Origin of the sequence: Streptomyces sp. NPDC001027, from assembly GCF_040299045.1 — a bacterium.
Taxonomy (GTDB): Bacteria; Actinomycetota; Actinomycetes; order Streptomycetales; family Streptomycetaceae; genus Streptomyces.
The window spans coordinates 16,007-42,902 of sequence record NZ_JBEPBI010000062.1 but is presented as its reverse complement, the minus strand read 5'-3'; the positions used below and the strand labels follow the sequence as shown (position 1 = coordinate 42,902).

The following is a 26,896-nucleotide window of genomic DNA, read 5'->3' as shown; positions in this document are numbered from 1 at the left end:
GCCTTCCGCCGAGCCCGCCACGCCGGCTCCCCGTCGGAGCCGGACTCGCGTCACACCGTCAGCGCTGCAGTGTCAGCAGCCCCGGACGATAGGGCAAAAGGCCGTAGTCGCCACCGGAGTTGGGGTTGCGGCCCTGGTAGAGCAACTGGAGGTGGCAGGGGTCGACGGTCATGGTCTGATCGGGGCCGGTGCGGATCAGTTCGCCATGGCTGATGTCGTTGGTCCACGTGGCGCCGCTGTTGGCCTTGCCGGCGAAGGGGCCGCCCTCGGTCGCGGCCTGGGGCGTCCATGAGCCGTTCAGGCTGGTGGCCGTGAACGAGCGGAAGTAACGGCCCTGCGAGCCGATCGCCTCGACGATCATGAGGTAGCGGTTCTGGCCCTGCAGCTTGTAGACCTGCGGGGCTTCGAACAGGTTGTTCGTCGTGTCGCTCATGATCACTGTCGAGTTCGAGCCGAAGCTGCCCGGGAAGTTCCCGATCGGCATGCTGGCCCGGTAGATCTTGCCGTTGTCACCGGCGAAGAACAGGTACATGTTCGTCCCGTCGCCGATGAGCGTCTGGTCGATGGGGCCCGTTCCGGAACCGGGGATGCTTCCGGAGAAGAGCACCTGCTGGGCGGACCAGCCATTCGGATTGGTGGGGTCGCTCGACGTCCGGTAGGAGAAGGCGGTCCCGCCCCACTGGTAGGTGAGCACCCAGATGTTCTTCGGCGCGAAGTAGAAGAGCGTGGGTGCGACCGTGGAGTTCGACATCGCGTTCTGGCCGGCCGAGCCCATCTCCGACCAGTTGGTGAACAGGCCGAAGTTCATCGAGCCCCATTTCGTCCCCGTGTCGTGCGTGGTCGCGTAGACGAGCTGCTTGCCGTTGTAGGGGACGACGGTGAAGTCCTTGAGCGAGACCCAGCCCGACCTGGGCTGCGCCAGGGCGCCCGTGGACGACCAGCGGTATCCCGACGGAAGATCGCACGAGCCGGGGTTCTCGGCGCCGACCTTCACGAGCTGCCACTGCTGGTTGGCGCCGCCCCAGTCGTCGTACTGGACGACGTTCGCGTTGTCGGCGGTGGAGGCGCCCTGCACTTCGAGGGCCTTGTCGCTGTGGCGGGCGATCAACCGCACGTAGCCGTCCGGGCTGTCGGCCAGCCGCCACTGCTGGTTGGCGGCGTTCTGGTCGGCCCACTGGACGATCGCGCCGCCGTTCGCGGTGGACCGGTTCTGGACGTCCAGGACCTTGCCCGAGTGGCGGGACACGATGCGGTAGTAGCCGCCCCCGGACTCGACGAACCGCCACTGCTGCTGGTTCTGATCGTTCCTGGTCCACTGGGTGATGCGGGCGCCGTCGCCGGTCGCCATGTTGTAGACGTCCAGGGCCTTGCCGCTGTTGCGGTTGACCAGCACGTACGAGGCGTTGGGATCCACGGTCGCCGCGCCGGCGGGCTGGGCGCCGAGGAAGGTGACCACGAGCAGCAGGGGTGCGAGGACGGCGAGCAACCGTCTCAGGTGGGCCGGGGACGGGTGGGGGAACCGCACAGGAAGGCCTCCTTCGGGGGGCGGGGGTGAGGTGCCCCCGATGAACCACGGAGCGGGCGTGCCGGGTGAGGGGGTTCCGAAACATTTCGAAGAATTCCCGGAAGCTTCGACGCCACAAGTTAGGAATCCTCGGCTCATTGGTCAAGGTCTATGGCCGACCTGTCCACAAACAGCGCCTCCCTCCGGGCCCGGGAGGTCTCCTCTCTGGTTCCGGGAGGCTGTTGCTCCCGGCTCGAGGGGCCGTCGCTCCGGGCTCGGGAGGCTGTCGCTCCGCCCGAGGCCTGCCGTCGCCCGCGAGGCGGCCCGGCCGTCTGCCGGGATTCCGGAAGTTTCGGACGAGAAACGGAAACTTTCTGCGGGAGGTATTGACGAGTCATCGTCAATACCTCAATCATCCGAGCCTGAGGAGCCGGTCACTGTTCGAGATGTCGAACCAAGTCTGTGCTGCACGGCAGATCCCAGATCCCTGCATGGCCGCACGCCAGATCCGCGCACCAGAACCGCGCACCAGATCCGCGCACCAGATCCGCGCCACCCGTCACGTGCCGCTACCGTCCGTCCGCCGACGACCGGCCGGGCGCCGTACGTGCCGGTCGAGATCGTCCCCGTCGACATCGCCCCGGTCGACGGTCGACATCGTCCCGGTCCCACGACCGCGGTGTCCGGTGACTCCGTGCTGCCCGGGCTTCGGCCCTTCGTCGGCCGAGGGGGAGCGGACGACGCGTCCCCCTGCGTCTCAGTCCTTTTGCGATTCCTACCTTGGAGGCACCGTCATGGGCCCGTACGCCCTTCCCAGACCCGCTGTCCGCCGGAAGATCCGCGGTCTGTTGCCGGCGCTGGTCGCCGGCGTCCTCGCAATGGTCGCCGCACTGGCCGTGCCGCCGACCGCACACGCCGCCGAGACAACGCTCGGCGCCGCCGCGGCCCAGAGCGGCCGCTACTTCGGCACCGCCATCGCCTCGGGCCGGCTGGGCGACTCGGCGTACACGTCGATCGCGGGCCGTGAGTTCAACTCGGTGACGGCCGAGAACGAGATGAAGATCGACGCCACCGAGCCGCAGCGGGGCCAGTTCAACTTCGCCGCCGGTGACCGCGTCTACAACTGGGCGGTGCAGAACGGCAAGAAGGTGCGCGGTCACACCCTGGCCTGGCACTCCCAGCAGCCCGGCTGGATGCAGAGCCTCAGCGGCAGCGCGCTGCGCCAGGCGATGATCGGCCACATCAACGGCGTGCTGGCCCACTACAAGGGCAAGATGGCTCAGTGGGACGTCGTGAACGAGGCCTTCGCCGACGGCAGTTCGGGAGCCCGGCGCGACTCCAACCTGCAGCGCACCGGCAACGACTGGATCGAGGTCGCCTTCCGCACCGCGCGCGCCGCCGACCCGGCCGCCAAGCTCTGCTACAACGACTACAACGTCGAGAACTGGACCTGGGCCAAGACCCAGGCCATGTACTCCATGGTCCGCGACTTCAAGCAGCGCGGCGTGCCGATCGACTGCGTCGGCTTCCAGTCGCACTTCAACAGCGGCAGCCCGTACAACAGCAACTTCCGCACCACCCTGCAGAACTTCGCCGCCCTCGGCGTCGACGTGGCCATCACCGAACTCGACATCCAGGGCGCATCGAGCACGACCTACGCCAACGTGACCAAGGACTGCCTGGCCGTCTCGCGCTGCCTCGGCATCACCGTGTGGGGTGTGCGCGACAGCGACTCCTGGCGATCGCAGGACACCCCGCTGCTGTTCAACGGCAACGGCAGCAAGAAGCCCGCCTACACCGCCGTCCTGGACGCGCTCAACGGCGGTACCTCCACGCCCCCTTCGCAATCCGGAACGATCAAGGGCGTCGGCTCGGGCCGCTGCCTGGACGTGCCCGGCAGCAGCACCGCCGACGGCACCCAGATCGCCCTCTGGGACTGCCACGGCGGCGCCAACCAGCAGTGGGCGTACACCGCCGCCGGTGAGCTCAGGGGCTACGGCGACAAGTGCCTCGACGCCGCCGGCGCCGGCAGCGGCGTCAAGGTGCAGATCTACAGCTGCTGGGGCGGCGACAACCAGAAGTGGCGTCTCAACTCCGACGGAACCATCGTCGGCGTCCAGTCCGGCCTCTGCCTCGACACCGTCGCGGGCGGCACCGCCAACGGCGCCCTGATCCAGCTCTCCTCCTGCTCGAACAGCGGCAACCAACGCTGGACCCGCACCTGATGGGATCCGTCACGGCCGAAAGGGTGAATCGATGAAGACCGACGGCGCGGACACTTCCGCCCCTCCACACAGGCGACGCTGGTGGTCCCGGGTCGCCGGCGGGGTCGCCGCGGCCCTCGCGATCGGCATGCTCACCACGGTGAATCCGACGCCCGCCGAGGCGGCGACGGTGGACACCAACGCCTGGTACGTCCTGGTCAACCGCAACAGCGGCAAGGCGCTGGACGTCACCGGCGCGCCCACCGCCGACGGCGCGCGGGTCAGCCAGTGGACGCGCAACGACGCAGCCGACCAGCAGTGGCAGTTCGTGGACTCCGGCGGCGGCTTCTACCGCCTCAAGGCCCGGCACTCGGGCAAGGTTCTCGACGTGGCCGGGGCCTCCAGCGCCGACGGCGCCGCGATCCAGCAGTGGACCGACCACAACGGGACCAACCAGCAGTTCCGCCTGGCCGACTCCGACGCGGGCCACATACGGCTGATCAGCCGCGCCGGCAGCAAGGCGGTGGAGGTCCAGGGCGCCTCCACCGCCGACGGGGGCAGCGTCGTCCAGTACGCCGACTGGGGCGGCGCCAACCAGCAGTGGCAGATGATCAAGCTGTCGTCCGACGGCGGCGGCGGTGGCGGTGGCAGCGGCGCGTGCGGCAGCGCCCCGACCCTGACGAGCGGCACGTACACCATCCAGAGCGGCGGCAAGGCCCGCAGCTTCATCCTCAGGGTTCCCGCCAACTACGACAACAGCCGCCGCTACCGACTGATCTTCGCGTTCCACTGGCGGGGCGGAACCGCAGGCGACGTCGCCTCGGGCGGCACGAGCGGGAGCGCCTGGTCCTACTACGGCCAGCAGGAGCAGTCGAACAACTCCGCCATCCTCGTCGCCCCGCAGGGCCTCGGCAACGGCTGGGCCAACACGGGCAACGAGGACGTCACCTTCGTCGACGACATGATCCGGCGCATCGAGGGCGGCCTCTGCGTCAACCCGGCACAGCGTTTCGCCACGGGATTCAGCTGGGGCGGCGGCATGAGCTACTCCCTCGCCTGCAGCCGGGCGAACGTCTTCAGGGCCGTCGCGGTCTTCTCCGGCGCCGAGATCAGCGGGTGCGGCGGCGGGACCCAGCCCATCGCCTACTTCGGAATCCACGGCGTGAGCGACTCCGTCCTCAACATCGCGCAAGGACGGTCCCTGCGCGACAGGTTCGTCCGCAACAACGGCTGCACCGCCCAGAGCCCGCGCGAGCCCGCTCCGGGCAGCCGGACGCACATCACCACCGCCTACTCGGGCTGCCGTGCCGGCTACCCGGTCCAGTGGGCCGCGTTCGACGGAGGCCACCTGCCGGGTCCGGTCGACGGCTCATCCGGCGAAAGCGGTGTCACCACCTGGACCAAGGCGGAGATCTGGAGGTTCTTCACCCAGTTCCAGTGACATGTCCGCGTCATGGAGTGGGGTCGGGGTGCACCTCGGCCCCACTCCGGCGACGTCTGCCTCGGCTCGGCCCCTGTCCGGATCCGGAATCCGGATATGAACAGGGGCCGGACAGGGGCCGGACAGGGGCCGGATCGACGGCCCGCCGAAGCTACGGCGAGGCGGGCAGATGAGGGGAACGGAGCACGAGCAGGGTGATCTCGCTGGGGGCGAAGACACGGAACGGCGGGCCCCAGAAGCCGGTGCCGCGGCTGGTGTAGAGGAGGGTGCGGGCGCCGTGGCGGCTGAGACCGGCGAGGGCGGGCTGGTCGAGGCGGACCAGGTGGTGGAAGGGCCAGATCTGGCCGCCGTGGGTGTGGCCGGAGAGCTGGAGGTCGACACCGGCCGCCGCCGCTCGGTCGACGAACGCGGGCTGGTGCGCCAGGAGCAGGACGGGCAGTTCGGGGTCCGTTCCGTGCAGGGCTCCGGCAAGGTGGGCGCGATGGCCTGCCAGGCCGGAGGACTCGGCGGTGACGTCGTCCACGCCGGCGACCACGAGGGTGTCGCCGCCGCGCTCGAGCAGCAGATGGCGGTTGCGCAGCGGCTCCCAGCCCAGCTCGCCCATCAGGTCGACCCAGCCCTGGGCCTCGCTGTAGTACTCGTGGTTGCCGGTGACGTAGACGCGCGCCCGGGTGGCCCGCACGGTACCGAGGGGCAGGGCCTGGGCGCGGCGGCGCTCGGCCGTGCCGTCCGCGATGTCGCCGGTATGACAGACCAGGTCGGCCTCCAGGGAGTTCACCGTCTCGCATACCCGCGCCGACCAGTGGGCGCGATCGAGCGGGCCGTAGTGCGTGTCGGTGACAAGGACGACGCGGAGGCCGTCCAACCCGGCGCCCAGCCGCGGAAGTCGTACGTCGATCCGGCGCACCCGCGGCACGCGGCGGGCCTCCGCGTACCCCCAGGCGAGCAGGGCCGAGGCCACGCCGAGGACGGCCCACGTGACGATCCGGGCCCGGTCCTGGCTCTCGCCGACGCCGGCCACGGTCAGGGCGAGCCGCAGGAAGACGCCGAGCAGAACGGACCAGGTGAACAGGACCCAGCTCGCTCCCAGCAGGGTGTCCCCGAGGATCGCCGCCCGGTCCTGCTGGCGCCGGCCGTGGCCGCGCACCATCGCGAGCGGCATGCCGACGAGGCCGAGGACGAACAGCGCGGTGCCGGCCAGCGTGACGGTAAGCGGCCAGTGCTGGCCGGCGTGGAGGAGGACCCAGCAGGGCACGGCCCACAGCAGGACGGGGGCGATCAGGGGGAGGAGGCGCATCAGGCGGTGCAGCCGGCTTCGCCGGGCAGCCTGCGCGTCGCCGTCGGCGGGTCGGATGTCGCTGGTGTCCGTCACGCTTCCCCCACTTGACCGGGCTGCTGTCTCGCGCAGGGTATCCGGTCGTCCTCGGGCCCGCGGCGTCACTCCCCGGCGCGCTGCTTCCGAGCGAGGGCCACGAGATCGGCGTGGCGGACGATCGAGCCTCCCGCGCCCCACGTTCCGTCGGGCTGCTCGTGCACGAGCACCCAGACCCGTGGCGCGTCGGACTCGACGAGTCCGGCGGCGGACAACACGATCCCGGTGGCCTCGGCCACGAGGCGTTCCCTGCCCTCCTCGGAGAGCACGGCCTGCGGGACCGTGACGTCGATCAGGAAGCGCGCGGCGTCGTCCTCGGCGGTGGTCTGCGCCCCCTCGGGGAGTTCGACGAGGTAGCTCCACAACTGCGCCCTGAAGAACGCCGCGTCGGGCGCCCCCTCGCAGCGCAGCAGCGCATCGGCCAGGTCGCGCTGAACCGTCTTGCGGCCCTCCGGGGTGAGGGAGCCCGACGGCACTGTGAGCCGGATCATCGACATGAGGAGATCTCCTTGTCCGCCGTACGCGTCATCGTGGCGAGCACATGAGGCACGTGAGGCACGTGAGGCAGGGCCTGCCACGGTCATTCTGACCCGGTCGGCGCGGTCCGCAGAGCCGGCCGACTCATTCCGGCGCCCGTGAACCGCCCGACCGGCAGGGCCGATTACCCGCTGTCACGGCTGCCACAGCGCTCGCCCACCGCGCCGGGTGCCGCGATCGGTTGGTCAGGTGTGGTCGAGGGCCCAGGCGAGGGCGTGGTCGGCGATCTCCTCCCAACCCTTCTGGGCGGGCATCAGATGGCATCGTCCCGGGTACTCGACGATGTCGGTGACGGTGTCCGACTTGTAGTGCCTGGCGTTGGACCGCTGGATCTTCGGAGGCATCAGGTGGTCGTTCTCGCCCGAGACGAACAGCAGCGGAGCCCGGTCGTCGTTGCGGTAGTTCACATACGAGTCGGCGTGGCCGGGGTGGATGTTGGCCAGCGCGCTGCCCCAGAACACATGGCCGGAGGCGGGGATGTGATAGCGCTCGTACAGGGCGCGGGACTCGTCCTCGGGGAAGGTGTTGGTGAAGGCGTAGCGCCACTGGTCGTAGGTGAATCCGACGGACTTGTGCCGGTTGGCGGGGTTCTTCAGCACCGGGAACGTCGCTTTCAGCTGCGACAGCGGAACGGTCGCGACCCCTTCGGTGGGCGCGGAGTTGATGGCCACTCCGGCGCTGCCGTATCCGTGGTCCAGCAGGATCTGGGTGAACACCCCGCCGGCGGAGTGGCCCATGATGATCGGCTGTGTGCCGAGGCCGTCGATCAGCTTCTCCAGCGACGCGATGATCGAGGCGACGGTGAGTTCCTCGATCGGGGTGGGGTCGGCCCTGAGCGCCTCCACCTCCACCTCGAAACCGGGGTAGGCCGGGGCCAGTACCCGAAAGCCCTGGGACCGGTAGCGGGTGATCCAGTGTTCCCAGCTGCGGGGCGTCACCCAGAAGCCGTGGACGAGGACGATGGTGTCCGGTTTCATGAGCGCTCGCTCCTTCAACGGGTCGCGACGTAGGCGGCATTGATGATCTTGGCGGCGGCTTCCGGATGGGAGATCATGACCACGTGCGAGGACCGGATCTCGGTCACCTTGCTGCCTGCGCGTTCGGCCATGAACCGCTGGGCGGCGGGCGGGATGACCTTGTCCTGGGTCGGGATCAGGTACCACGACGGGATGGTCTTCCAGGCGGGCGCGCCGCTGGCGCTGCTGAGGCCCTGGACGCTGCCGGGGCGCTGGGTGGCCGCCATCAGCCGGGTCTGGGAGGCGGGCAGATCGGCGGCGAACACGGCCCGGAACTTCGCGGCGTCGATGTAGCCGTCGGTGCCCGGTTCGCCGCCGGGCACCGGGTAGCTGCGGGGTATCAGGGCGGCGCCCAGTTCACTGCCGGGGAACTGGCCCGCCAGTTGCAGCGCGCTCTCGCCCTCGTCGGGTGCGAAGGCCCCCATGTACACCAGGGCCTTGACGTTGGCGTGGCCGCGGGCGGCGTTGGTGATGACGACGCCGCCGTAGGAGTGGGCCGCCAGGATGACCGGGCCGGGGACGGTGTCCACCACGCTGGAGACGTAGGCCGCGTCGCCCACCGTGTCCCGCAGCGGGTTGGCGGGCGCGATGACCGGGAAGCCGGCCTTCTGCAACAGAGCGATGGCGTCGTTGAAGCCGGAGGCGTCGGCGAACGCCCCGTGTACGAGCACAACGGTCGGCTTGGGCCCCTTCTCGGACTGCACGGCTTTGGGTGAGGTCGCCTGGGCGGAGACTGCGCCGGTGGCGACGAGAACGGCGGCGGCCAGCGCCGTCAACAGACGGCGTACTGCGGGAACACGCATGACGAACCCTTTCGGACAGGAGGGTTGGACCGTGCGGAGGTGCTGGCGGGCGGCGCTGCCGGGACCCATGCCCGGGCGCCGGCGACGACGAGGACTGGTGGGGATCAGGAGGCGAGGAACGCGAGCAGATCAGCGTTGAACTCCTTCTTGAACGCGCCCACGAGACCGTGCGGAGCACCCGGATAGACCTTCAGCGTCGCGTCCTTGACGAGCTTGGCCGACTCCAGAGCGGCGGCCGTGATCGGTACGATCTGGTCGTCGTCGCCGTGGGCGATGAAGGTCGGGACGTCGAAGCGCCCCAGGTCCTCGGTGAAGTCGGTCTCGGAGAACGCGCGGATGCAGTCCAGCGCGCCCTTGAGCCCGACCTGCATGCTCTGCAGCCAGAACGCGTCCGACACACCCTGCGAGACCTTCGCGCCGGGCCGGTTGAAGCCGTAGAAGGGCAGGCTCAGCTCGGCGTAGAACTGCGACCGGTCGGCCGACACACCTGAACGGATGGCGTCGAACGCCTCGATCGGCAGGCCCTGCGGATTGGTGTCGGTCTTGAGCATGAGGGGCGGCACTGCGCCCAGCAGGACGGCCTTGGCGATCCGGGACGTACCGTGTCGGCCGATGTAGCGGGTCACCTCACCGCCGCCCGTCGAGTGCCCGACCAGTACGACGTCGTGCAGGTCGAGGGCTTCGATCAGCTGGGCGAGGTCGTCGGCGTAGGTGTCCATCTCGTTGCCGTTCCACGGCTGGCCGGAGCGGCCGTGCCCGCGCCGGTCGTGCGCGATGGCACGGTAGCCGTGCGAGGCGACCAGGTGCAGTTGGTCGTCCCAGGCGTCGGCGTTCAACGGCCAGCCGTGGCTGAACACCACCGGTCGGCCGCTGCCCCAGTCCTTGTAGAAGATCTCCGTGCCGTCGTGCGTCGTGATGAAGTTGCCCATGGGAGCGCTCCCGTCAGCTGCCGGTGTCGATTGCGAAGCCCGAGTCACGTCACGGGATCGTGTCAGTGCCGTCGGCGAGGTTCTTTACCGTGCGCGCCAAGAACTGTTCCCTGGGCGTCAAGGCGCCGTCCCACCGGATGACTGCTGGGACGCGGGATGAAGGATCACGCGAAGGCGGCCAGGGAGTAAGCGAACTCAACTGTCCCTGAAGCCAACGGTGTTGAAGAATCCGGAGAGCGGTGCGACGACGGACGGCCCGTTGTCGCCGCCCTGGGGGGAACGTGCTCGTTTTGGACACGCAGGACCTACCTGCCGCCGACCGGATCGAGGCATTTCACGCCGTGGCTGTCGGAGAGAGCGGCAGCTGCTCGGTCGAGCAGGAACAACCCGAGGCCGGCATCCGGAAGAAACTGGAGGTCTGGAACTTCGGCCCGCTGACCCTGTTCGCCACGGGCGGCACGGGCATGCGCATCTGGCGCACCCCGCGGCACGCCCGGTTCGACTCGATGAACACCGTCTCGATCATCACCCAGAGCCAGGGGACGGGCGCATTCACCTGGAATGGCCATCAGCAGCGCGTGGGGCCCGACGCCCTGGCTCTGGCACACAAGACCGCCGGCTACGAGTACGCGTGGTCCGGGGCCGGTCTGTCCGTGGCGTTCATGGTGGACACCGAACGTCTCGGTCTGCCAGAACACCTGGTCAGGACCGCGATACCGCTCCTGAAGCAGAGCAATGTCGCGCCGTTGTTACTGGATCACTTACGCAGCCTGCACCGCCGCGCCGACCAGCTCAGCGCCGACCCGGGCGCCGAGGCGCTCGGCTCCGCCACCCTGGAACTCACCCGCGCCCTCATACTCTCCGTGGCCGCCGACGAACGCACCCGGCGGTCGGTCGCCGAAGACACCCTCCTCACCCGGGTCCTCGCCTACGTCCGCGCCCATCTGACCGACCCCAGACTCACCCCTCACAGCATTGCCGCGGCCCACAACATCTCCGTACGAACCCTTTACCGGCTGTGTGAGCAAGGCGGCCTGAGCCTGGAGAAATGGATCGTTCGCCGACGCCTGGAAGGCGCCCGCCGCGACCTGACCACGCCCGAGAACACCCACCGCACGATCGAGGCCATCGCCCGATCCTGGGGCTTTGCCAACCCGGCCCACTTCTCCCGCCGCTTCCACCAGACCTACGGCGTCACGCCCCGCCAGTGGCGCCGTCTCCACTACGACGCGGCGGCCTTCTCGCCCCCGGACCACCATTGACGATCACGGCGAAGCCCGGATCTGTCGCCTGCGAGATCAGGTGATCCACCATGCTCCACTGGTCGATCGGAGTCCTCGACGGCCTACGAGAGCAGGCGCGAACCGCCTCATCGAGCAGTCCATGAACGAGTGCAAGCCGGGCGCGGCCGAGAGCGTGTTGAGCGAAGGGCGCCTGACCGGAGAAATCCCAGGTCAGGCACCTTTGCGTACGCGTCTAGAAGGAGTTCACCGCCTTCGTGCTGCGCGAACCGCACACCGCGCTGCGGCAACCCGGCGTTGGATGAGGGCGTGGGCTTCCATCAGTTCGACGAAGGTGTTCTTCGCCGACCCGCACTCTCCCTAGCAGCGGCCGACGAACGAGAACACCAACGGGCTGCTGCGCCAGTACTTCCCCAAGGGAACCGATCTGTCGCGATGGTCCGCCGAGGACCTCGAAGCCGTCGCGCTGGCGGTCAACAACCGGCCCCGCAAAATCCTCGGCTGGAAGACCCCCGCCGAAGTCTTCGAGGAGCAGCTACGCTCGCTCCAACAGCCCGGTGTTGCAACGACTGATTGAACTCACCCAATACGTATCCATTCGGTATACCGACCGGCTCGCCGAGATCGGCGCCGCGGCGTCGGTCGGCTCCGTCGCGGACAGCTATGACAACGCGATGGCAGAGGCGCTGAACGGCACCTTCAAGGCCGAGCTGATCGAGATGCAAGGGCCGTGGCGGGACTTCGACCAGGTCGAGCGGGCGATCTTCCAGTGGGTCACGTGGTACAACGAGGAACGGCTCCACTCCGCCCTCGACTACGTACCGCCCGCCGAGTACGAACGCGATTGGTGGCGACAACAGGAAGCCACCCCGCAGTCCGCCTGAAACAAGATCACCGGACTCTACGAAACTCGGGGCAGCTCATCCCCCCATACCGCACGGTACTCAGGGTCGGTCCCGGCGCACGTCCTTTCGCCGTCGTTCGAGTTGAGGGAGCCAGTGCTCGGGTGGCTGGGGATCCGTGGCTGCTACTGCCCAGCCGTCCTCTTCTTGAGGGTTCCGGGGAGCCCAGGTGCGCGGTGGGCGCAGTGCGAGGACATCCTTGACGAGTGCCCCCATAGCATCAGGAAGGTCCCGGTCAGGATCGTTCAGCAGGAGAGGTATACCCAGCGGGCCCCGTCGGGGGGCTGATGTCCGGTAGGTGACCTGGCAGGAGGCGTTCGCTTCAAAGACGACGCCGCGGGCGTCGGTCGGCCCCTCCTCGTCCGAGAACCAGATCAGCCGGTCGCCAGCTACCAGGCGCTCCCTGCCATAGAGCATGCCGTTCCGCACGGTTCCGTCTCTGTCGAGGAAGGGAACGGGGTCCTCGTAAGCGCCGGGATCGTTGTCGCTGATTCCGGCCACGTGCCCGGGGTCATGCGTGGAGTGGATCTCCAGGAGGTCGCCGTCCGCGTGGGCCGTCCAGATGTCGAGAACCTCAGCGGACGAGCTGAGCAGATGGGGGTACGCGGTGAGCGCGAACAACTGCCCTGCCCTCAGGGGGAGGACGACTCGGTCATTCGCGGGCAGGCGATGAAGCGCAGGGATCGGCTCCCAGCTGTTGATACCGGTTACCTCCCTCTGGCACCGGCGGATCGCCTCGATGGCCGTGTCCAGGGAGACGCGGAAAAACTCCTTGCTTGCGTTAACGCGTTGGGCGGTGAGGAGGCGGTGGACAGCCTGTTCGACGTCCTTGGGCCGGGACGTGTGGGCCCTGAAGAGCACGTCGAAGGGGAAGGGGACCGATGTGCCCGACAGGTCCTTAGCTCGGTCCTCCGCGAGCAGGTCTGTGTAGCCGATCTTGAGCATGTCCGGGAAGGCAGGGTTCCGCTGGACGTACACGAACCCAGTGGTCCGAGGAGGAGGCAGAGGAGTCCCGATGCCCGTCTTCCGTGAGCTGCCGGATTTCTGATGCCTCTTGGTGCCCCTGGAGAATCCGGAGAGCGTGACTGGCGGGCCGGACGACAGTACTTCGATCCCACCTTCGAGGTTGTGATGGGATGAGACGGCGATGCGGCGTCCCGAGGAGAAGTGCTCCACCTCAGCGCGGGACAGACAGCGCAACGCTTCTTCGAGCGGTTCGATCCCCTCATGTTCGTCGTAGTCGCGGTCACGGAAGTCTGGCAGGGATCGGGCCAGTGCATTGGTGGCGGCTTCCGTGATCAGACTGGCGAGCTCCGGGCCGATGTGTGCGTACACAGTGCCTAGGTGGGTGGACTCGATTTCGTCGTACTCGTTGTGTGCTTGGCCGTAGAGGTCGATAGGGACGCCGGCACGCTTCGCGATGAGGAGCAGCTCGCAGGCGTGACCTGGGTTGTCCAGGTCGAAGACGAAGTGGGCGTGCATGCCCGGGGACTCCGTCCTGGGCTTACGGCAGATGAGTAGAAGGCGGTTCCGATGTTCGGGATCCCGCTCGAAACCGAGGGGCAATACCCCCTCTGCGACTGCGGCGAGGGCAGCCTCCGCCTCTGCTGCGGTTCGGACGATGATGTTCCACCAGGGCAGAGGGCCGAAGGTGCCGTGTACCGCTTCAGCATCGGGAACACAGGAACTGCCGGGGTACGACTGCCGGAAGTCGAGGGAGTGGTTCAGGAAGGTCTGAATGCAGGCGTCCTGGAAGCGCTCCTGATGGGTGCGCGCCCGCAGCATGTCGCGCTCTGTGTCGCTCAGGCAGCCGATCGCCTCGCCGAGCATCTCTAGCTGCTCGTTGACCAGTTTCAAGGCTCGGGCGATCACTGGCCGCAGAGCGTGATTCTTCCGGAGCTGTCGGCTTACCTCTCGAAGGTGCTCCTTGGCCGCGGTGCAGTAGGCCACATCTGCGCCCAACTTCCATAGGTGCCTGGCCTCGTCGGCGGGAAACTGCGCCAGCCACAGGCGATGAGCGTCGTTGCCCTTCCTGATCAAGGCAACTGAGGCGGCATGCCGCACATGAGCGTCGCGTTCCGCTTCCAGCCTGGACCAGATGGTGTCGGAGTACGCATCAAGAGATATGACTGAGAGAGGCACCAGAGCCTCTCCGGTGCGAACCTCCACGCCCCAGTGCCGGGCCAGTTCCCTGGCCACCTGGGCGGCGGTCGCCGCGCGGGACGACCGACGTGACCAGTGGTCCAGGAGGAGGGCATACGTGCTCTCTGGATCCGCAGCGCGCAGTCCGAGGCCGAACAGCAGGACGGAACCGACAAGGCCGTCGCGCTCCACGTGCCGGCGGACATGCTCGACCAGGCTGGTGAGTTGATCCGTGTCAGGCTTGGGATCGGCGAAGACCGGGTGCTTTGCCAGCAGTCCCGTGATGTGCGCGGTGGACCGGCCACGCGCGTCCAAGACGGCGATCCGCAGAATCAGGAGGGCACGCAATAGATCCAGATCACTCGGGTTACCGACGATCCGCGCCGGATCCAGCAACGGGTGGTGGCGACCGACAGAGGTGGCAATCCCCGCGCAGATCTTCTGGATCCACTGCTCGCGCAGGTCGGTCAAGCCAGTAGCGGAAGGCACAGCTCTAATCCCCCTGTTAGACAAGGACGGTAATGGAACCCTCTCCGACATCCGCACTGGAGACCGTCCTCGTGAAAGCTCTGCCGGCGCGTGCTGTCGGCGACCTGTGGGACATGCAGGCGCCTGGCAGACGCCATGCCCATCAGCCCTGAGGGCCTGGAGGGCCACGGCCAGGCAGCTCATCATCCTGGCCTGTCACATCTGCGGAGTGTAGGAGGTGCCGCTGACAAGAGACCCGCATCGCGACGTTCCCGCTGACTTCCTCGGGCCCGTGGCGGTGTGGGAAGCCCCCACGACTCGGTTCGCTGTCAAGCGCCTGGATCAGATGCCAGGGCGACTGGCTTCACTGGTCTAGGTTCTCAACTTCAGTGTCAGGCGCCGACCCTGTGACCCGGATGTTTTCCTTGAGTCTCACGATGTGTCGGCAGGCGGCTGTCTCAGATCGGTGTCATTTCCCCAGGCTGTCCAGCAGGCTGCAACGCGGCCCGGGGCGTCACGAACCTGCATCGGCAACCATCAGCTCCTGGTGACGTGCAGCGCAGGTTGCGCGGACACTCCGTTGCACTTTGCGTGATTTTGGCTGTGTCGCTGCGGTCGCGAAAAGCAGGTTGCACACGAACGCCCCGAGCGTCGTCGCCGACAAGCGTCTGCGGGACTACGGACGGGTTGATCAGCCCATAATTGGAGTCAGTGCCGAGCGACCCGGCGCATCGCACCCGCCCCGGGTGCACTCACCGCGATCGGAGAGCATCGTGAAGAACAGCCCGTTGCGGCGAGTGGTTGACAACGAGAGTGGTAGCCAGTCCATCGTCAGCACGCCCTCCGAGGCGGTCGCGTTCGTCAACAGCCGGTTCGACACCGATGACGACGACGAGCCGTTCAGCATCACCGAGGTCGGCCCTCTCCTTCCGAAGCCGCTCGGGGTCATCACCGCATGGGCCGCCGAGAAGGACGGCGAGCGAACCGACGGGCGTACTGCCCCGATCACCATCAGGCCGGTTGTGACGGACAACGCCGGCGAGTGCGATGACGTAGTGCTCTGGCGCGACGTGTACGTCTCCTGGGACCACGACATGTACACCGTCGAGGGGCCGGACAGCTCCGAGTACAGCGAGGCCTACAGCGCTGCCGAGTTGAGCGCGATCCTCGACGAGTACGCCGACGACTACGAGTACGCGCCTGAAGGGCCCGACAGCCACAGGTGGCCGAAACCGGAAGAGTTGATCACCTACGGCGCCCAGGAGTGCGCCAAGCGGTTCGGGCACCTCGACGACGACGCCCTGCTGTGGCTCGCTGCCACCCGCATCACGCTCGCGGTGTGGCGCAACACACCCGTCGAGAACTGGCATGCCGGGAAGAGTCCGCTCCACGACGGCACAATGATGCGGATCAACACGGCAACCACCCGACTCGTGCGCTCGATGCTGTCGTTCGACCATGTCGACTGGATCGGTCTCGGTCTCGCGATCGTCAACCCGTCCCGGGTTCTACCGACCGGGCAGTCTGTTCTCGAGCTCGGGCTGGCCTGCCACAATCCTGACGACCCGGCGCACGAGGTTGATCCGCGAGAAGAACTCGCGGAGATGGCACAGACCGCGATCTCATGGGGGCGAAGGTACTGCATTCGCGAGAAGGAGTTCGGCCTGCGAACCCTGATCGAATCCTTCTGTGCGTCCGACAACGGCTGGTTCGGAGCACCAAGTTGGGGGCGCATCGTCGATCGGTTCCTTGCGGCTGCCAACGACCGGGAGAATGCGCACTGGCGCATACGCCGGGACAAGCCTTGGTTCGACGAGTGGTTCACCAACCGCCCGGCCGACATTGCGGACACCACGGAATTTCGTCGGCTGCTCCATGCCGGGCCCGACCTGCTGTCCGAGGAGGCCGCCGAATGGTGCGTGGAAGGTGCCATCGGCTACATCTGCCAGGACGACCATGCGAACGGCTGCCTGCGGTGCGGTATCCCGCTGGCAACGGAGTCCCCAAACGAGTGAACGTGGGCAGCCTCCTCCGCGAGCGCTACGTTCGCATCCGCGTGAGGCGCCCACGCCGGACCTGAGGCAAGGCCACCCGAACGAATGACGGCAGTGGCCAGCGATTCTCAATCCCGTGTCAGTTCGGCCAGTCGCATGACATCGCGACTGAGAAAATGACACGGGATCTGAGAACCTACAACTGTCCAAGGACGACAGTTCGCCGGGGGCAGACAGGAAAGATCACGGAAAGACTGGCCAACCTGCGCGGGAGCATGTCAACGTAGACGACCTTGCAAGAAACCCCAGGTCAGAGGGGTGATTGTCTGTGACCGTGGCTTCCGTCGGCCCCGGTTTCTCCACCACCGTCGAAGCCCTGCGGCTGCGCGAGTGGCAGCTGGGCCCTGGCCAGCCCACGCTCGTTATGGACAACCAGTTCTGCGCCGAGGACTTCAACCTCATCGTGGACGACCGTGCGGACGTGCACGTCAGCTCCAAGGACGGCCGGTTCTACCTCGGCTGGTTCCCGCTCGGTCGTCCCGGCACCGACGGCGAGGGATGGAAGATCGCCGTCACCGGAACAGCCAAGGTACCCGGCTACCAGCTGTTGTGCGACACCGAGACGCCGGCCGACATCGTCGCTGCCGCCGTGGCGGGCGTGCTGGAAACCTCATGTCGCGTATGACAGCTCAGGCGCCCACGCGTAGTCCTCGCCGGGAGGGTGGTCGGCTGACGCCGGCTGATTCCATCGCTCACCGTTTTCCTCACCCAAGGAGGCCGTTCATGACGTCCACGGAGATGACCGTCGGCGATCTCATCGACCTGCTGTCCGGTTGCGACCGCAGTGCTCCGGTCCGCCAGGCCATGAATCCGTTCTTTCCGATGGCACACCGCTTGGCGCAGGTCGTGCAGTCCGTGGACGAGACCGGCCAGACCGTCGTCTACCTCGCCGAAGGCCGGGACGAGGGCTCACAACTCGGCCATCTGCCGCCCGAGGTCGCCGTCGCCCTGACCTGGCAGGGCGACGTCCAGGCATCCCCGCGCCGCCCCCGCCGCCGTGCCGGCGGCAACTAGACCCACACCGAGCCCCTTGGAGGCGCCCCTGTACCCCGAATGTCCGCCCGACCCGTCCACTCCACGTAGCGGCCAGCCCGCGTTCTGGGTCGGCCCCCGGCATCTGGCCGGTGACGATGGGCGCCTCTACGACGCTGTCGCCGACACGCTCGCCGGCCTGGGCTGGACGAGCCTGACGATCGTCCGCGGACGGCACGAGCCGGACGAGGCACCCGAGGACCGCCAGGTCCTGCGCAGCACCGTCCTGCGCATCAGCCCCAACGCCCTGCGCTGGGCCCAGTGGAGCCTGGCGGACGAACCGTTCCACCTGGGGGACCTGCCGATCGCCTGGCAGATCTCCGCCCGCGCGGACACGAGCAGCCCGCTCGCCCAGTGGTCGGCCTACTTCACCCCCGACGTCCCCGGTGAGGCCGTAGCCGACTTCCTCGTCGCGCTCGACGCTCGCGACGAGCCCGCCCTGCCGCTTGCCGGACCCGAGCTGGTCCTGGACGCCGTCGCCGCACACGGATGGCTCCGCGACATCGACCAGCCCCAGGCGGCAGCGACAGACCCGACGTTCACCTCGCACCTCAGCCTCGGCGAGGTGCCGCCTCTAATCCAGGACGGAGACCCGCGCGCCCTGATCACCGAGGACGACGAGGCGAGGCTGGCCGGGTGGCAAGCGTGGGCCGAGCCCGCGCTCGGCGCACCGTGCCTGTGGGCGGCCTCCTTCTCCGCCAGCGTCCCGCACGACCTTGTGGCCGCCTTCGCAGCCTCCCTCAGCTCGACGGCACCGGTCCTGCGGCGGGTGCTGCCCGAGGCCACCCGGGAGCGTCTCCTGCGCGCGCCGGCCATCTAACGCCCCGCCGTTGCCATTTCCCCCAAACACACAGACCGGCCTTTTCCGAAATGGAGGGCCGGGCTTCTTGTTTCTCGGGCCGGTAGTTACGTGCGCACAACGCGCTAGCCTCGATCTTTCGCGAGGGTCCGCCGACGGAGTCGGTGGGCCTTTTCGCTTTCAGGAGCTGATGGTGGGCAGGTCGATGGTCCGGCTGTCGCGTCGGTGGGCGCCGGGTTCCACTGCCCGGGGCGGGTGCTGTTGTCGTCGGGACGGTGGGAGGTTGCTGGTCAGCCGGGGTTGGGTAGGAGCGCGATCCGTTCGAGGGCGGCGGTGATCTCGCCCGTCCAGGGCCAGTGCTGGGCGAGGCGGAGAATCCTGCGCCGGCCGGTGGTGACGAGCTGGGCGGCTGCGGAGAACAGGCGGAATCGCAGGCGGCGGGGTTCCCAGAGTCGGGCCTTGCCGGTGAGGGCGAGCATGGGCATCCAGGCCAGCAGGTCGAGGGCGATCTGGACGATCTCGAGCCAGACCTTGTTCTGGGCTGCCCGGTGGAGGGGCAGGTTGCGCAGGCCGGTGGATCGGGCGGCCCTGATCCGGTCCTCGGCCCGGGCTCGCAGCCGGTGACGCAGCTCGAGTTCGGCGATCGGCCGGTCAGGGGTGTTGGTCGCGAAGCATGTGATCCGCATGCCGTCCGCGTCCGTGATCCTCAACTGGGCGCCTGGATGGGGCCGTTCCTTCCGGACGATCAGTCGCATGCCCTTGGGCCAGCCGTTAAGGACCTTGCCGGTGAACTCGGCGACCCAGGCCCCGTCACGGGCCTCACCGTCGGTCTCGACGGCCGGCGTCCAGGCCGAGGCGGGGACCTTCAGCACGTGTTCGTGGATCGCTTCGGTGATCACCATGCCGACCGAGTAGGACAGCCATCGTCCTCGCCTGGCGAGCCAGGACACGAAGTCGTGGGTGCCGCCTGCGGAGTCGGTGCGGATCAGGGTCTGCCGTCCTCGCCGGTAGTGCTTCGGCAGTTGGGCCAGGGCGAGTTGGGCGGTGGTGATGTGGTCGGCTGCCGTGTTCGAGCCCGCGTTTCCCGGTCGGAGGAGGGCGGCGACGGGCTCACCGGTTCCGCCCGTTCCGTGGTCGACGAAGGCCGTCAGGGGGTGATGGCCGTAGGTCTTCTTCCAGGTCGCGGCCGCGTCCTCCTTGTCGGAGTGGGCGATCACCAGGACGCCGTCGAGATCGACCGTGACCTGGCCGTCGGCGTCCGGGGCTCTCTCGCCGGCCAACGACCAGGCACGCTGCCGGACTTCGGACCGTGCGGACCGGATGGCCTGCAAAGCTTTCTCGCCGGAGGCGGCGAGGATATCGATCAGGCGGGAGATGGTCGGGTCAGAGGCGACCGGGCCGAAGACGGCCGGCTCACACCGCAGCATCGCGACGTCTGCGAGGCAGTCCCCGCCGAGCGCGACCGCCAGGGCGACGTCCAGGAGAGCCTTGCCGGGATCGTGGACGGCTCGCGGCTTCCGCCATGGAGCCAATGCCTGGGATATGGCCTGGTCGAGACCGGTCTTGCGGACCGTTTCGACAAGCCGGACCGACCCGGCCTGGGAGACGACCTGACGGCCGTCGTCCTGGACACGGACACAGAGGTAGGACCCGATAGAGTGCTTCACCTGGGAAGTGCCTCCGGCGGTGGCAGGAACAAGGACCTCGACAATCCTCATTCTGGCTGGTCAGAGCAATGCCGGTGATTTAGTGCATCAGTGCAGGTAGAGCGCTCGCGGATGGTCGTTTTGCGCGAGTTGGGCCCCGGGATGCATAGGGCGATCCGCCACGTTCTGATGATGCGCCAGATGATCTCAAGACAGGGCAACGGGGCTCCCGGTAGGACAGAAGATCGACCAAGATCCGACTGTCTGTGAGGGAGCCCCGTTGGGCGCTCAGTCTGCCATCGCTGCTGCCTCAACCGTCACCAGGGCGGTTCGGCCGGTGTCTCCTCGAAGCCTGCGAAGGGGGAGGGAGCCGCAGTTCGGGGACCAGATCCGGCTCGGCGTACTCACTGAGGAGATCACCCCCGAAGTGGTCGACGAGGTGCTGGAGTTGACCGGGAGGACCGAGCGCCGCCGACGGCTTCTGCCGGCCCGCGCGGTGGTCTACTTCGTTCTGGCTCTGTGCTTGTTCAGCAGCTCGGACAGCACCGGGCCGCCGGGATACCGGGTGGTACTGCGGACCCTGACCGACAAGCTGCGGCACCTGCCGTGCGGCCTCGTCCAGCGTCTGCCCACCAGTTCGGCCCTCACCAGAGCCCGCCAGCGCCTGGGCGACAAGCCGTTCCAGGCGCTCTTCGAACGCCGGTGCGGTGCCCAGGCGACACCCACGACACCCGGAGCGTTCGCCTTCGGCCTGCGGCTGGTCGCCTGGGACGGCACCGCGCTGGACGTGCCGGACACCCCCGAGAACGCCGCCACGTTCGGATTCACCGGCCGCGAGGGCACCAACAAGAGCGGAAACCCCCAGGTCAGGCTGATGGCCCTGATCGAGTGCGGCACCCACGCCATCATCGACGCGGCCTTCGACTCCATCGCCAGATTCAGCGAGCACAAGCTCGCCCGCCGCCTGCTCGCCTCCCTGCGGCCCGGCATGCTGCTGCTGGCCGACCGCAACTTCGCCGGCCATGAACTGTGGGGCCTGGCCGAGGCGACCGGCTGCCACCTCGCCTGGCGGATCAAGAAGAACCTCGTCCTGCCGCCGCTGTGGGTGCTGCCCGACGGCTCATACGTGTCCGTCATGCCCACCCCCGCCGAAAGCCAGCGCCTGGGCGACGCACGCTTCCACGGCCGCACTCCGACAGGGCTGCCCCAAGGACACCTCGTGCGCATCATCGACTACACCGTCACCGTCCGGCCCCAGCACGGGCCGGTGCAGGTGGAGAAGTTCCGCCTGGCGACCAGCCTGCTCGACCACCGGCACGCGCCCGCACGGCAGTTGGCCCAGCTCTACCACCAGCGCCGGGAGATCGAGAACGGCTTCGCCGAACTCAAAAACCGCCTGCGGGGCGCCGGCTTCATCCTGCGGTCCACGCGCTCCTCACCGTCTACCAGGCGCTGTCCGCGCTCAAAGTCCACGCAGCCGAGCAGGGCGAGGTCGATCCCGACCAGATCTCCTTCACCACAACAGTGCAGCTCGCACGGCTCACGACCGTCAGACAGACCGCAGCGAGCCCGCACGTCTTGCGCGCGGCCCGACTCGAAGTCGTCCAGGAACTCCTCAACGACCTCCTGCCGCCTCGCCGCGACCGCCGCTGCCAACGGCTCAAGAAGCCACCGAGGAACACCTTCGAAGCCAAACGCCGGGATGAGCCCCGCCCTCCCAGCCACGTCAGCTACTCACTCAAAGTAACGCGGAACCCGAGACACCCGCTCTCACCTGCGGAAACACCCTAAATCACCGGCATTGCTGGTCAGAGGCACTTTCTGCTTTCCTGACCGCCTGCCGGACAGCCCACGTCATGAAAGCGCGAGGTCAGTCAAGGTGACGTACCCGAGGGCTGAACCGGGGGCTTGGTCCGTGACTGGTCCGGAAGCACTGGTCAGGAGGGGTGCAGTCGTGGGAGGAATTGGGAGTTAGCACGCAAGTCGGGCCCGGTCGAGAGCGGGTCGCACGAAGGGCGCCTGACGGGTGAAAACCCAGGTCAGGTGCCTTTCCAAGTGCCTCTAGAAGAAGCCGAGCTTCTTCGGCGAGTATGACACCAGCAGATTCTTGGTCTGCTGGTAGTGCTCCAGCATCATCTTGTGCGTCTCACGTCCGATGCCGGACTGCTTGTAGCCCCCGAACGCGGCGTGCGCCGGGTACGCGTGGTAGCAGTTGGTCCACACGCGCCCGGCCTGGATCGCCCGGCCGGCGCGGTACGCCGTGTTGATGTCCCGTGTCCACACCCCCGCGCCGAGGCCGTACGAGGTGTCGTTGGCGATCTTGATGGCGTCGTCGAAGTCGTCGAACGACGCCACCGAGACGATCGGACCGAAGATCTCCTCCTGGAAGATCCGCATGCGGTTGTCGCCCTCGAAGATCGTCGGCTGGACGTAGTAACCGCCCTTCAACTCCCCGTCGTACTCCGTGCGTTCACCGCCGGTGAGGATCCTGGCGCCCTCGTTCCGGCCGATGTCGATGTAGGAGAGGATCTTCGCCAACTGATCGCCGGAGGCCTGCGCGCCGATCATCGTCTCCGTGTCGAGGGGGTGTCCGGGCTTGATGAGCTCGGTGCGGGCGACGGCCGCCTGGAGGAAGTCGCCGTAGTTGCCGCGCTGGATGAGGCCGCGCGAGGGGCAGGTGCAGACCTCGCCCTGGTTCAGCGCGAACATGGTGAACCCCTCCAGCGCCTTGTCCCGGAGGTCGTCGTCCTTCTCCCAGACGTCGTCGAAGAAGATGTTCGGCGATTTGCCGCCCAGTTCCAGGGTGACCGGCTTGAGGTGCTCCGCCGCGTACTGCATGATCAGCCGACCCGTGGACGTCTCGCCGGTGAAGGCGACCTTCGCCACCCGCGGACTGGACGCGAGCGGTTTGCCCGCCTCCGGTCCGAACCCGTTGACGATGTTGACCACGCCGGGCGGCAGCAGGTCCGCGATGAGACTCATCCAGTAGTGCAGCGACACCGGGGTCTGCTCGGCGGGCTTGATGACCACCGCGTTGCCCGCGGCGAGGGCGGGCGCGAGCTTCCAGGTGGCCATCAGAATGGGGAAGTTCCACGGGATGATCTGCGCGACGACGCCGAGCGGCTCGTGGAAGTGGTACGCCACGGTGTCGTCGTCGACCTCGCTGAGTGCGCCCTCCTGGGCGCGGATCGCACCGGCGAAGTACCGGAAGTGGTCGATCGCCAGGGGGATGTCCGCCGCCAGCGTCTCCCGGACCGGCTTGCCGTTCTCCCAGCTCTCCGCGACGGCGAGCGGCTCCAGATGGGCCTCCATCCGGTCGGCGATCTTCAGCAGGATGTCGGAGCGCTCGGTCGCCGAGGTGCGCCCCCAGCCCGGCGCGGCGGCGTGCGCCGCGTCCAGCGCCCGCTCCACGTCCTCCGCCGTACCGCGGGCCACCTCCGTGAAGGTCTGTCCGTTGACCGGCGACGGGTTCTCGAAGTAGCGCCCGAGGGCCGGGGGGACGTACTCGCCGCCGATGAAGTGGTCGTAGCGCGTCTGGTAGGAGACGATCGCGCCTTCGGTGCCGGGCGCCGCGTAACGGGTCATTCTGCTCTGCCTCCTTCAGCAGCGCTGCCCGCCGTTGGACAGCTCTTCGGGCGAGGCTAGGGAAACGGACGTTGCAACCACGTTGCGCGGGGCGGAGACCGCGACAGGGCGGTGCAGCAGCTCCCCTGCCCCGCAGGGCAGGGCACCGGCGCCCCGGCAACACCGGCGGCGCCGACGCGCAGCACTCGGCACCAGCGCTCGGCACCAGCGCTCGGCACTCCGTGCTCGGCGATTCGAGTCCCGGCGTCCTGGTCTCGTGCTCGGCGGCGCTTCAGCGGTGCGGCCACCCCGGCGGGGTCGTCAGCTCCGCCTCCATCGAGGCGAGGCGCGTCCGTGTCGCCGCCGTCGGACGGGCCGCCGCAAGGGCCCGCCACACGTCGACGTCGTCCTCGCCCCAGGGCGCGTGGGCCCAGTCCGCCAGCAGATCGGGGTCGCCGCAGGCGATCAGCGCGGCCCGCAGTCCCTCGGTGAGCCGGCGTCTGAGCCGCACGACCGCCGGCGCCTGGGAGCCCGGCAGCGGCGGTCCCGCATACGCCGTCACCGCCGCCGTCACCGCGCCGGTCGCCAGTCGCCTCTCGACGACGGTCAGGTCCGAGTCGCAGGCGGCCGTGAGCCGGTACGGGCGCGATGCCAGCAGACCGGGGCCGAGGATTCCACGCAGCCGGGCGAGTTCGGCCCGCAGGGTCACCGGGGTCACCGACTCGTCCTCGTACAGCGCGCACATGAGCTCGTCGCCGGTCAGGCCTTCGGGATGCCGGGCCAGAAGCAGCAGGATCTCGCTGTGCCGGCGGCTCAGCCGCAACTCCCGGTCGCCGGTGACCAGTCGCGCCTCGTCGCGGCCCAGCACGCTCAGCCGCGGAGCGCCGGCGCCGGGCTGCGCCGGGGCGAGCAGGGCCAGGTGGGCCTCGGCGGCCCGGGCGACGGCCTGCACGAAACCGAGGCTGTGCGGATGCGCGAGCCCGTTGCCGCCCGTGATGTCCACGGCGCCCAGCACCCGACCGGTTCGGGGGTCGTGCACCGGCGCGGCCGCGCACGTCCACGGCTGCACCCGTCGCGTGAAGTGCTCGGCCGCGAACACCTGCACCGGCCGGTCCAGGGCGACCGCCGTGCCCGGGGCGTTCGTCCCGACCGCGGTCTCAGCCCACCGCGCGCCGGGCACGAAGTTCATCCGCCCCGCCTGTCGCCGTGCCGCCGCGTGGCCCTCGACCCACAACAGTCTGCCGTGGGCGTCGCACACCGCCAGGAGATGCTCGCCGTCCGAGGCGAACGTGCCCATCAGCTCGCGGAACAGGGGCATCACCCGCGCCAGCGGATGCTCCGACCGATAGGTTCCGAGATCGCCGTCGGTCAGCTCCACGTCCGCCGTGCCGTCGGGGATGACGCCGGCCCGTGCCGAACGCCGCCACGAGTCGGCCACCACGGCCCGCACCGGCCGCGGCACGGTGCCCGCCTCGGTGAACGTCTCGTGGGCCCGGCGCAGAACCCGCACCCGCTCGGCGGGGTCGGCCCCCGGTTCGAGGGCCACCCAGGGATCGGTCAACTCGTCCTCCTGGTGGGCGATACGGATGGAGACATCGTCACTCCGGGTGTGCGGGCCGACAACCGTCCGGACGATCCTCACCGAAACCGATTCCTCCGGTCCCGGGATCGGGCGATCGGCGCCCGACGCCTCATGGTGTCCCATGACCCGCAGCCGTGCGCCCCGCGCCCGGAATCCGTGGACGGCCCGGTGTCTGTGGACAACTCCCTCACCCGAACGGGCAGTTCCGCACAGGCAGTTCCGCATGGAACGCGTGAATCGCAGGCATCGCGTGGCCACCCGCTCGCCGATCTCGGCGTCCCGCAGGGTGTTCCGGGCTCTCGGTGTCGATCGGTTCGCGAGGACGACCAGCGGCGGGCGTCGGCCGCGGTCCGAGCCGCTCGGAAGCGTCGCAACCGCTCGCAGGCCTCGCGACCGCTGGGAAGCGCTCGCCGTCAGTCCGACCGGACCCGCTCCGCGACCGCCGCCGGGTCGTCGAGCACCGCCCGCACCACCGAGTGCGCGGCGCCGAGCAGCGGTCCTTCGGGGCCCAGCCGCGAGACGGAGACAGGGCGGGCGGGGCCCGCGGTGCGCCGGGAGAGTTCCGTCTCGAGCGACGGGAGGAGCCAGGGCGCGAGGCCGGCGAGGGCGCCGCCCAGCACGATGCTTTCGGGGTCCAGCAGGTTGAGCGCCCCGGTCAGGGCGATTCCGAGCGATGTTCCGGCGTCCCGCAGCGCGCGCCGTACGTTCGGGTCGCCGTCCGCGGCCCGTCCGGCGAGGAGACCGACGCGATCCTCGCCCGGTTCCAGCCCGGCTGCCCGCAGCACCGCCTCCTCACCGGCGTACTGCTCCAGACACCCGCGCCCGCCGCACACGCACGCCGGCCCGTCGGGATGCACCGGCACATGGCCGAGCTCGCCCGCGAAACCGCGGGTGCCGCGCAGCAGGGCGCCGTCCACGACGAGCGCGGCGCCGATGCCGATCTCGGCCGACACGTGCAGAAAGTCCCTCGGGGTGTCCGTGCCGAGCCAGAGTTCGGCCAGGCCGCCGAAATTGGCCTCGTTGTCCACGGTCAACGGGTACTCCCCGGGCAACAGAGCGCCGAGATCGACGTCGTGCCAGTCGAGGTTCGGCGCGCGCACGACCGTACGGGCGTCCCGTGCCACGAGGCCCGGAACGGCGACGGACAGCCCGGCCGGCCACAATCCCTCGCGTTCCGCGGCCGCCACGACGTGCTGCAGGAGCTCGGTCAGCTCCTCGACGACCGGCTCGGGGGAGCGGCCGCGGTTCGTGCCGTGTCGCACGACCCGCGCCCGTACCTCGCCGCGCAGGTCGACGGCGCAGACCGCGAGATGGTCGACCCCGATCTCGGCGCCCATGCCCGCCGGCCCGCGTCCGCTGACCGCGAGGGCCGAGCCGGGCCGGCCCACCCGGCCGGGGCGTTCGGGGCCGAGTTCCTCCAGCAGCCCGGTGCGTATGAGCTCGTCGACGAGGGTCGACACCGCTGCCCGCGTCAGACCGATCCGTGAGGCGACCGCGGCGCGGGAGAGCGAGCCCTCGGCGCGGACGGCGTGCATCACCCGGGCCAGGTTGCGGCGGCGCATGCCCTGCTGGGTGTCAGGAGTCGCGCGCCCCCGGCCGGCGGGCCGGGCCTCGTGCAGCGGTGCGGTCATGCCTCCGTCGATTCGTCGATTCGTGGATG

At 68.8% G+C, this 26,896-nt stretch carries 20 protein-coding genes and 1 pseudogene; 10 read left to right on the top strand and 11 right to left on the bottom strand.

Annotated elements, in window-relative coordinates; all coding sequences use genetic code 11:
• Window positions 1-58 precede the first annotated feature (58 nt).
• A complete protein-coding gene (locus ABT300_RS19270; protein ID WP_351677001.1) occupies window positions 59-1,525 on the bottom strand; it encodes a non-reducing end alpha-L-arabinofuranosidase family hydrolase in 1,467 nt (488 codons plus the stop codon).
• A gap of 773 nt (window positions 1,526-2,298) precedes the next feature.
• On the opposite strand from ABT300_RS19270, the gene ABT300_RS19265 reads away from it, so the two are divergent.
• Window positions 2,299-3,729, top strand: coding sequence for an endo-1,4-beta-xylanase (locus ABT300_RS19265; RefSeq protein ID WP_351676999.1), 1,431 nt, complete (start codon window positions 2,299-2,301; stop codon window positions 3,727-3,729).
• A gap of 31 nt (window positions 3,730-3,760) precedes the next feature.
• Window positions 3,761-5,149: an RICIN domain-containing protein gene (locus ABT300_RS19260; RefSeq protein ID WP_502977960.1), complete on the top strand. Its 1,389-nt coding sequence runs from the start codon at window positions 3,761-3,763 to the stop codon at window positions 5,147-5,149.
• Window positions 5,150-5,300: 151 nt separating this feature from the next.
• Here the strand turns inward: ABT300_RS19260 and ABT300_RS19255 are convergent, their stop codons facing one another.
• The 5 genes from ABT300_RS19255 to ABT300_RS19235 all read right to left on the bottom strand — a co-directional run bounded on the left by ABT300_RS19255 (window position 5,301) and on the right by ABT300_RS19235 (window position 9,806).
• Entirely contained in the window at window positions 5,301-6,521 is a 1,221-nt protein-coding gene (locus tag ABT300_RS19255; RefSeq protein WP_351676996.1) for a metallophosphoesterase, read from the bottom strand.
• A 65-nt stretch (window positions 6,522-6,586) separates the two neighbouring features.
• On the bottom strand, window positions 6,587-7,018 hold the full coding sequence (locus ABT300_RS19250) for a tautomerase family protein (RefSeq protein WP_351676994.1): 432 nt from the start codon (window positions 7,016-7,018) through the stop codon (window positions 6,587-6,589).
• Window positions 7,019-7,243: 225 nt separating this feature from the next.
• Window positions 7,244-8,035, bottom strand: a complete 792-nt coding sequence (locus tag ABT300_RS19245) for an alpha/beta hydrolase (protein WP_351676991.1) — start codon at window positions 8,033-8,035, stop codon at window positions 7,244-7,246.
• Between the two features lie 14 nt (window positions 8,036-8,049).
• Complete coding sequence (locus ABT300_RS19240; protein WP_351676989.1) at window positions 8,050-8,877, bottom strand: alpha/beta fold hydrolase; 828 nt, start codon at window positions 8,875-8,877, stop codon at window positions 8,050-8,052.
• A gap of 104 nt (window positions 8,878-8,981) precedes the next feature.
• Window positions 8,982-9,806, bottom strand: coding sequence for an alpha/beta fold hydrolase (locus ABT300_RS19235; RefSeq protein WP_351676986.1), 825 nt, complete (start codon window positions 9,804-9,806; stop codon window positions 8,982-8,984).
• 281 nt (window positions 9,807-10,087) lie between these two features.
• Here ABT300_RS19235 and ABT300_RS19230 point away from each other — a divergent pair, with 281 nt between their 5' ends.
• The 3 genes and pseudogenes from ABT300_RS19230 to ABT300_RS19220 all read left to right on the top strand — a co-directional run bounded on the left by ABT300_RS19230 (window position 10,088) and on the right by ABT300_RS19220 (window position 11,931).
• Window positions 10,088-11,068 (top strand): helix-turn-helix domain-containing protein, encoded by a 981-nt coding sequence (locus tag ABT300_RS19230; RefSeq protein ID WP_351676983.1) that lies wholly within the window; start codon window positions 10,088-10,090, stop codon window positions 11,066-11,068.
• A 301-nt stretch (window positions 11,069-11,369) separates the two neighbouring features.
• Window positions 11,370-11,624, top strand: a pseudogene (locus ABT300_RS19225) (IS30 family transposase); the annotation flags it as partial.
• Window positions 11,605-11,931 (top strand): integrase core domain-containing protein, encoded by a 327-nt coding sequence (locus ABT300_RS19220; RefSeq protein WP_351676980.1) that lies wholly within the window; start codon window positions 11,605-11,607, stop codon window positions 11,929-11,931. The pseudogene ABT300_RS19225 and the gene ABT300_RS19220, both read left to right, overlap by 20 nt.
• Window positions 11,932-11,991: 60 nt before the next feature.
• Here ABT300_RS19220 and ABT300_RS19215 read toward each other — a convergent pair whose 3' ends face one another.
• Window positions 11,992-14,562, bottom strand: a complete 2,571-nt coding sequence (locus tag ABT300_RS19215; RefSeq protein ID WP_351676978.1) for a GIY-YIG nuclease family protein — start codon at window positions 14,560-14,562, stop codon at window positions 11,992-11,994.
• A 770-nt stretch (window positions 14,563-15,332) separates the two neighbouring features.
• On the opposite strand from ABT300_RS19215, the gene ABT300_RS19210 reads away from it, so the two are divergent.
• From ABT300_RS19210 to ABT300_RS19195, 4 genes are all read left to right on the top strand, one after another.
• Entirely contained in the window at window positions 15,333-16,574 is a 1,242-nt protein-coding gene (locus tag ABT300_RS19210; protein ID WP_351676976.1) for a hypothetical protein, read from the top strand.
• 307 nt (window positions 16,575-16,881) lie between these two features.
• The gene (locus tag ABT300_RS19205) at window positions 16,882-17,238 is read left to right on the top strand and encodes an SPDY domain-containing protein (protein ID WP_351676974.1); all 357 of its coding nucleotides are present in this window, start codon (window positions 16,882-16,884) and stop codon (window positions 17,236-17,238) included.
• Between the two features lie 98 nt (window positions 17,239-17,336).
• Window positions 17,337-17,627: a hypothetical protein gene (locus ABT300_RS19200; RefSeq protein WP_351676972.1), complete on the top strand. Its 291-nt coding sequence runs from the start codon at window positions 17,337-17,339 to the stop codon at window positions 17,625-17,627.
• Between the two features lie 16 nt (window positions 17,628-17,643).
• Window positions 17,644-18,465: an SPDY domain-containing protein gene (locus ABT300_RS19195; RefSeq protein ID WP_351676970.1), complete on the top strand. Its 822-nt coding sequence runs from the start codon at window positions 17,644-17,646 to the stop codon at window positions 18,463-18,465.
• Window positions 18,466-18,734: 269 nt separating this feature from the next.
• Here ABT300_RS19195 and ABT300_RS19190 read toward each other — a convergent pair whose 3' ends face one another.
• The gene (locus ABT300_RS19190; RefSeq protein WP_351676968.1) at window positions 18,735-20,111 is read right to left on the bottom strand and encodes an IS1380 family transposase; all 1,377 of its coding nucleotides are present in this window, start codon (window positions 20,109-20,111) and stop codon (window positions 18,735-18,737) included.
• A gap of 316 nt (window positions 20,112-20,427) precedes the next feature.
• Here ABT300_RS19190 and ABT300_RS19185 point away from each other — a divergent pair, with 316 nt between their 5' ends.
• Entirely contained in the window at window positions 20,428-21,837 is a 1,410-nt protein-coding gene (locus ABT300_RS19185; protein ID WP_351676965.1) for an IS4 family transposase, read from the top strand.
• A gap of 314 nt (window positions 21,838-22,151) precedes the next feature.
• On the opposite strand, the gene exaC is transcribed toward ABT300_RS19185, so the two are convergent.
• The 3 genes from exaC to ABT300_RS19170 form a co-directional block, all read right to left on the bottom strand.
• The gene (gene exaC / locus ABT300_RS19180) at window positions 22,152-23,675 is read right to left on the bottom strand and encodes an acetaldehyde dehydrogenase ExaC (RefSeq protein ID WP_351676963.1); all 1,524 of its coding nucleotides are present in this window, start codon (window positions 23,673-23,675) and stop codon (window positions 22,152-22,154) included.
• Between the two features lie 271 nt (window positions 23,676-23,946).
• Window positions 23,947-25,215: a GAF domain-containing protein gene (locus ABT300_RS19175; protein WP_351677004.1), complete on the bottom strand. Its 1,269-nt coding sequence runs from the start codon at window positions 25,213-25,215 to the stop codon at window positions 23,947-23,949.
• Window positions 25,216-25,649: 434 nt separating this feature from the next.
• Complete coding sequence (locus tag ABT300_RS19170) at window positions 25,650-26,867, bottom strand: ROK family protein (RefSeq protein ID WP_351676961.1); 1,218 nt, start codon at window positions 26,865-26,867, stop codon at window positions 25,650-25,652.
• Window positions 26,868-26,896: the final 29 nt, after the last annotated feature.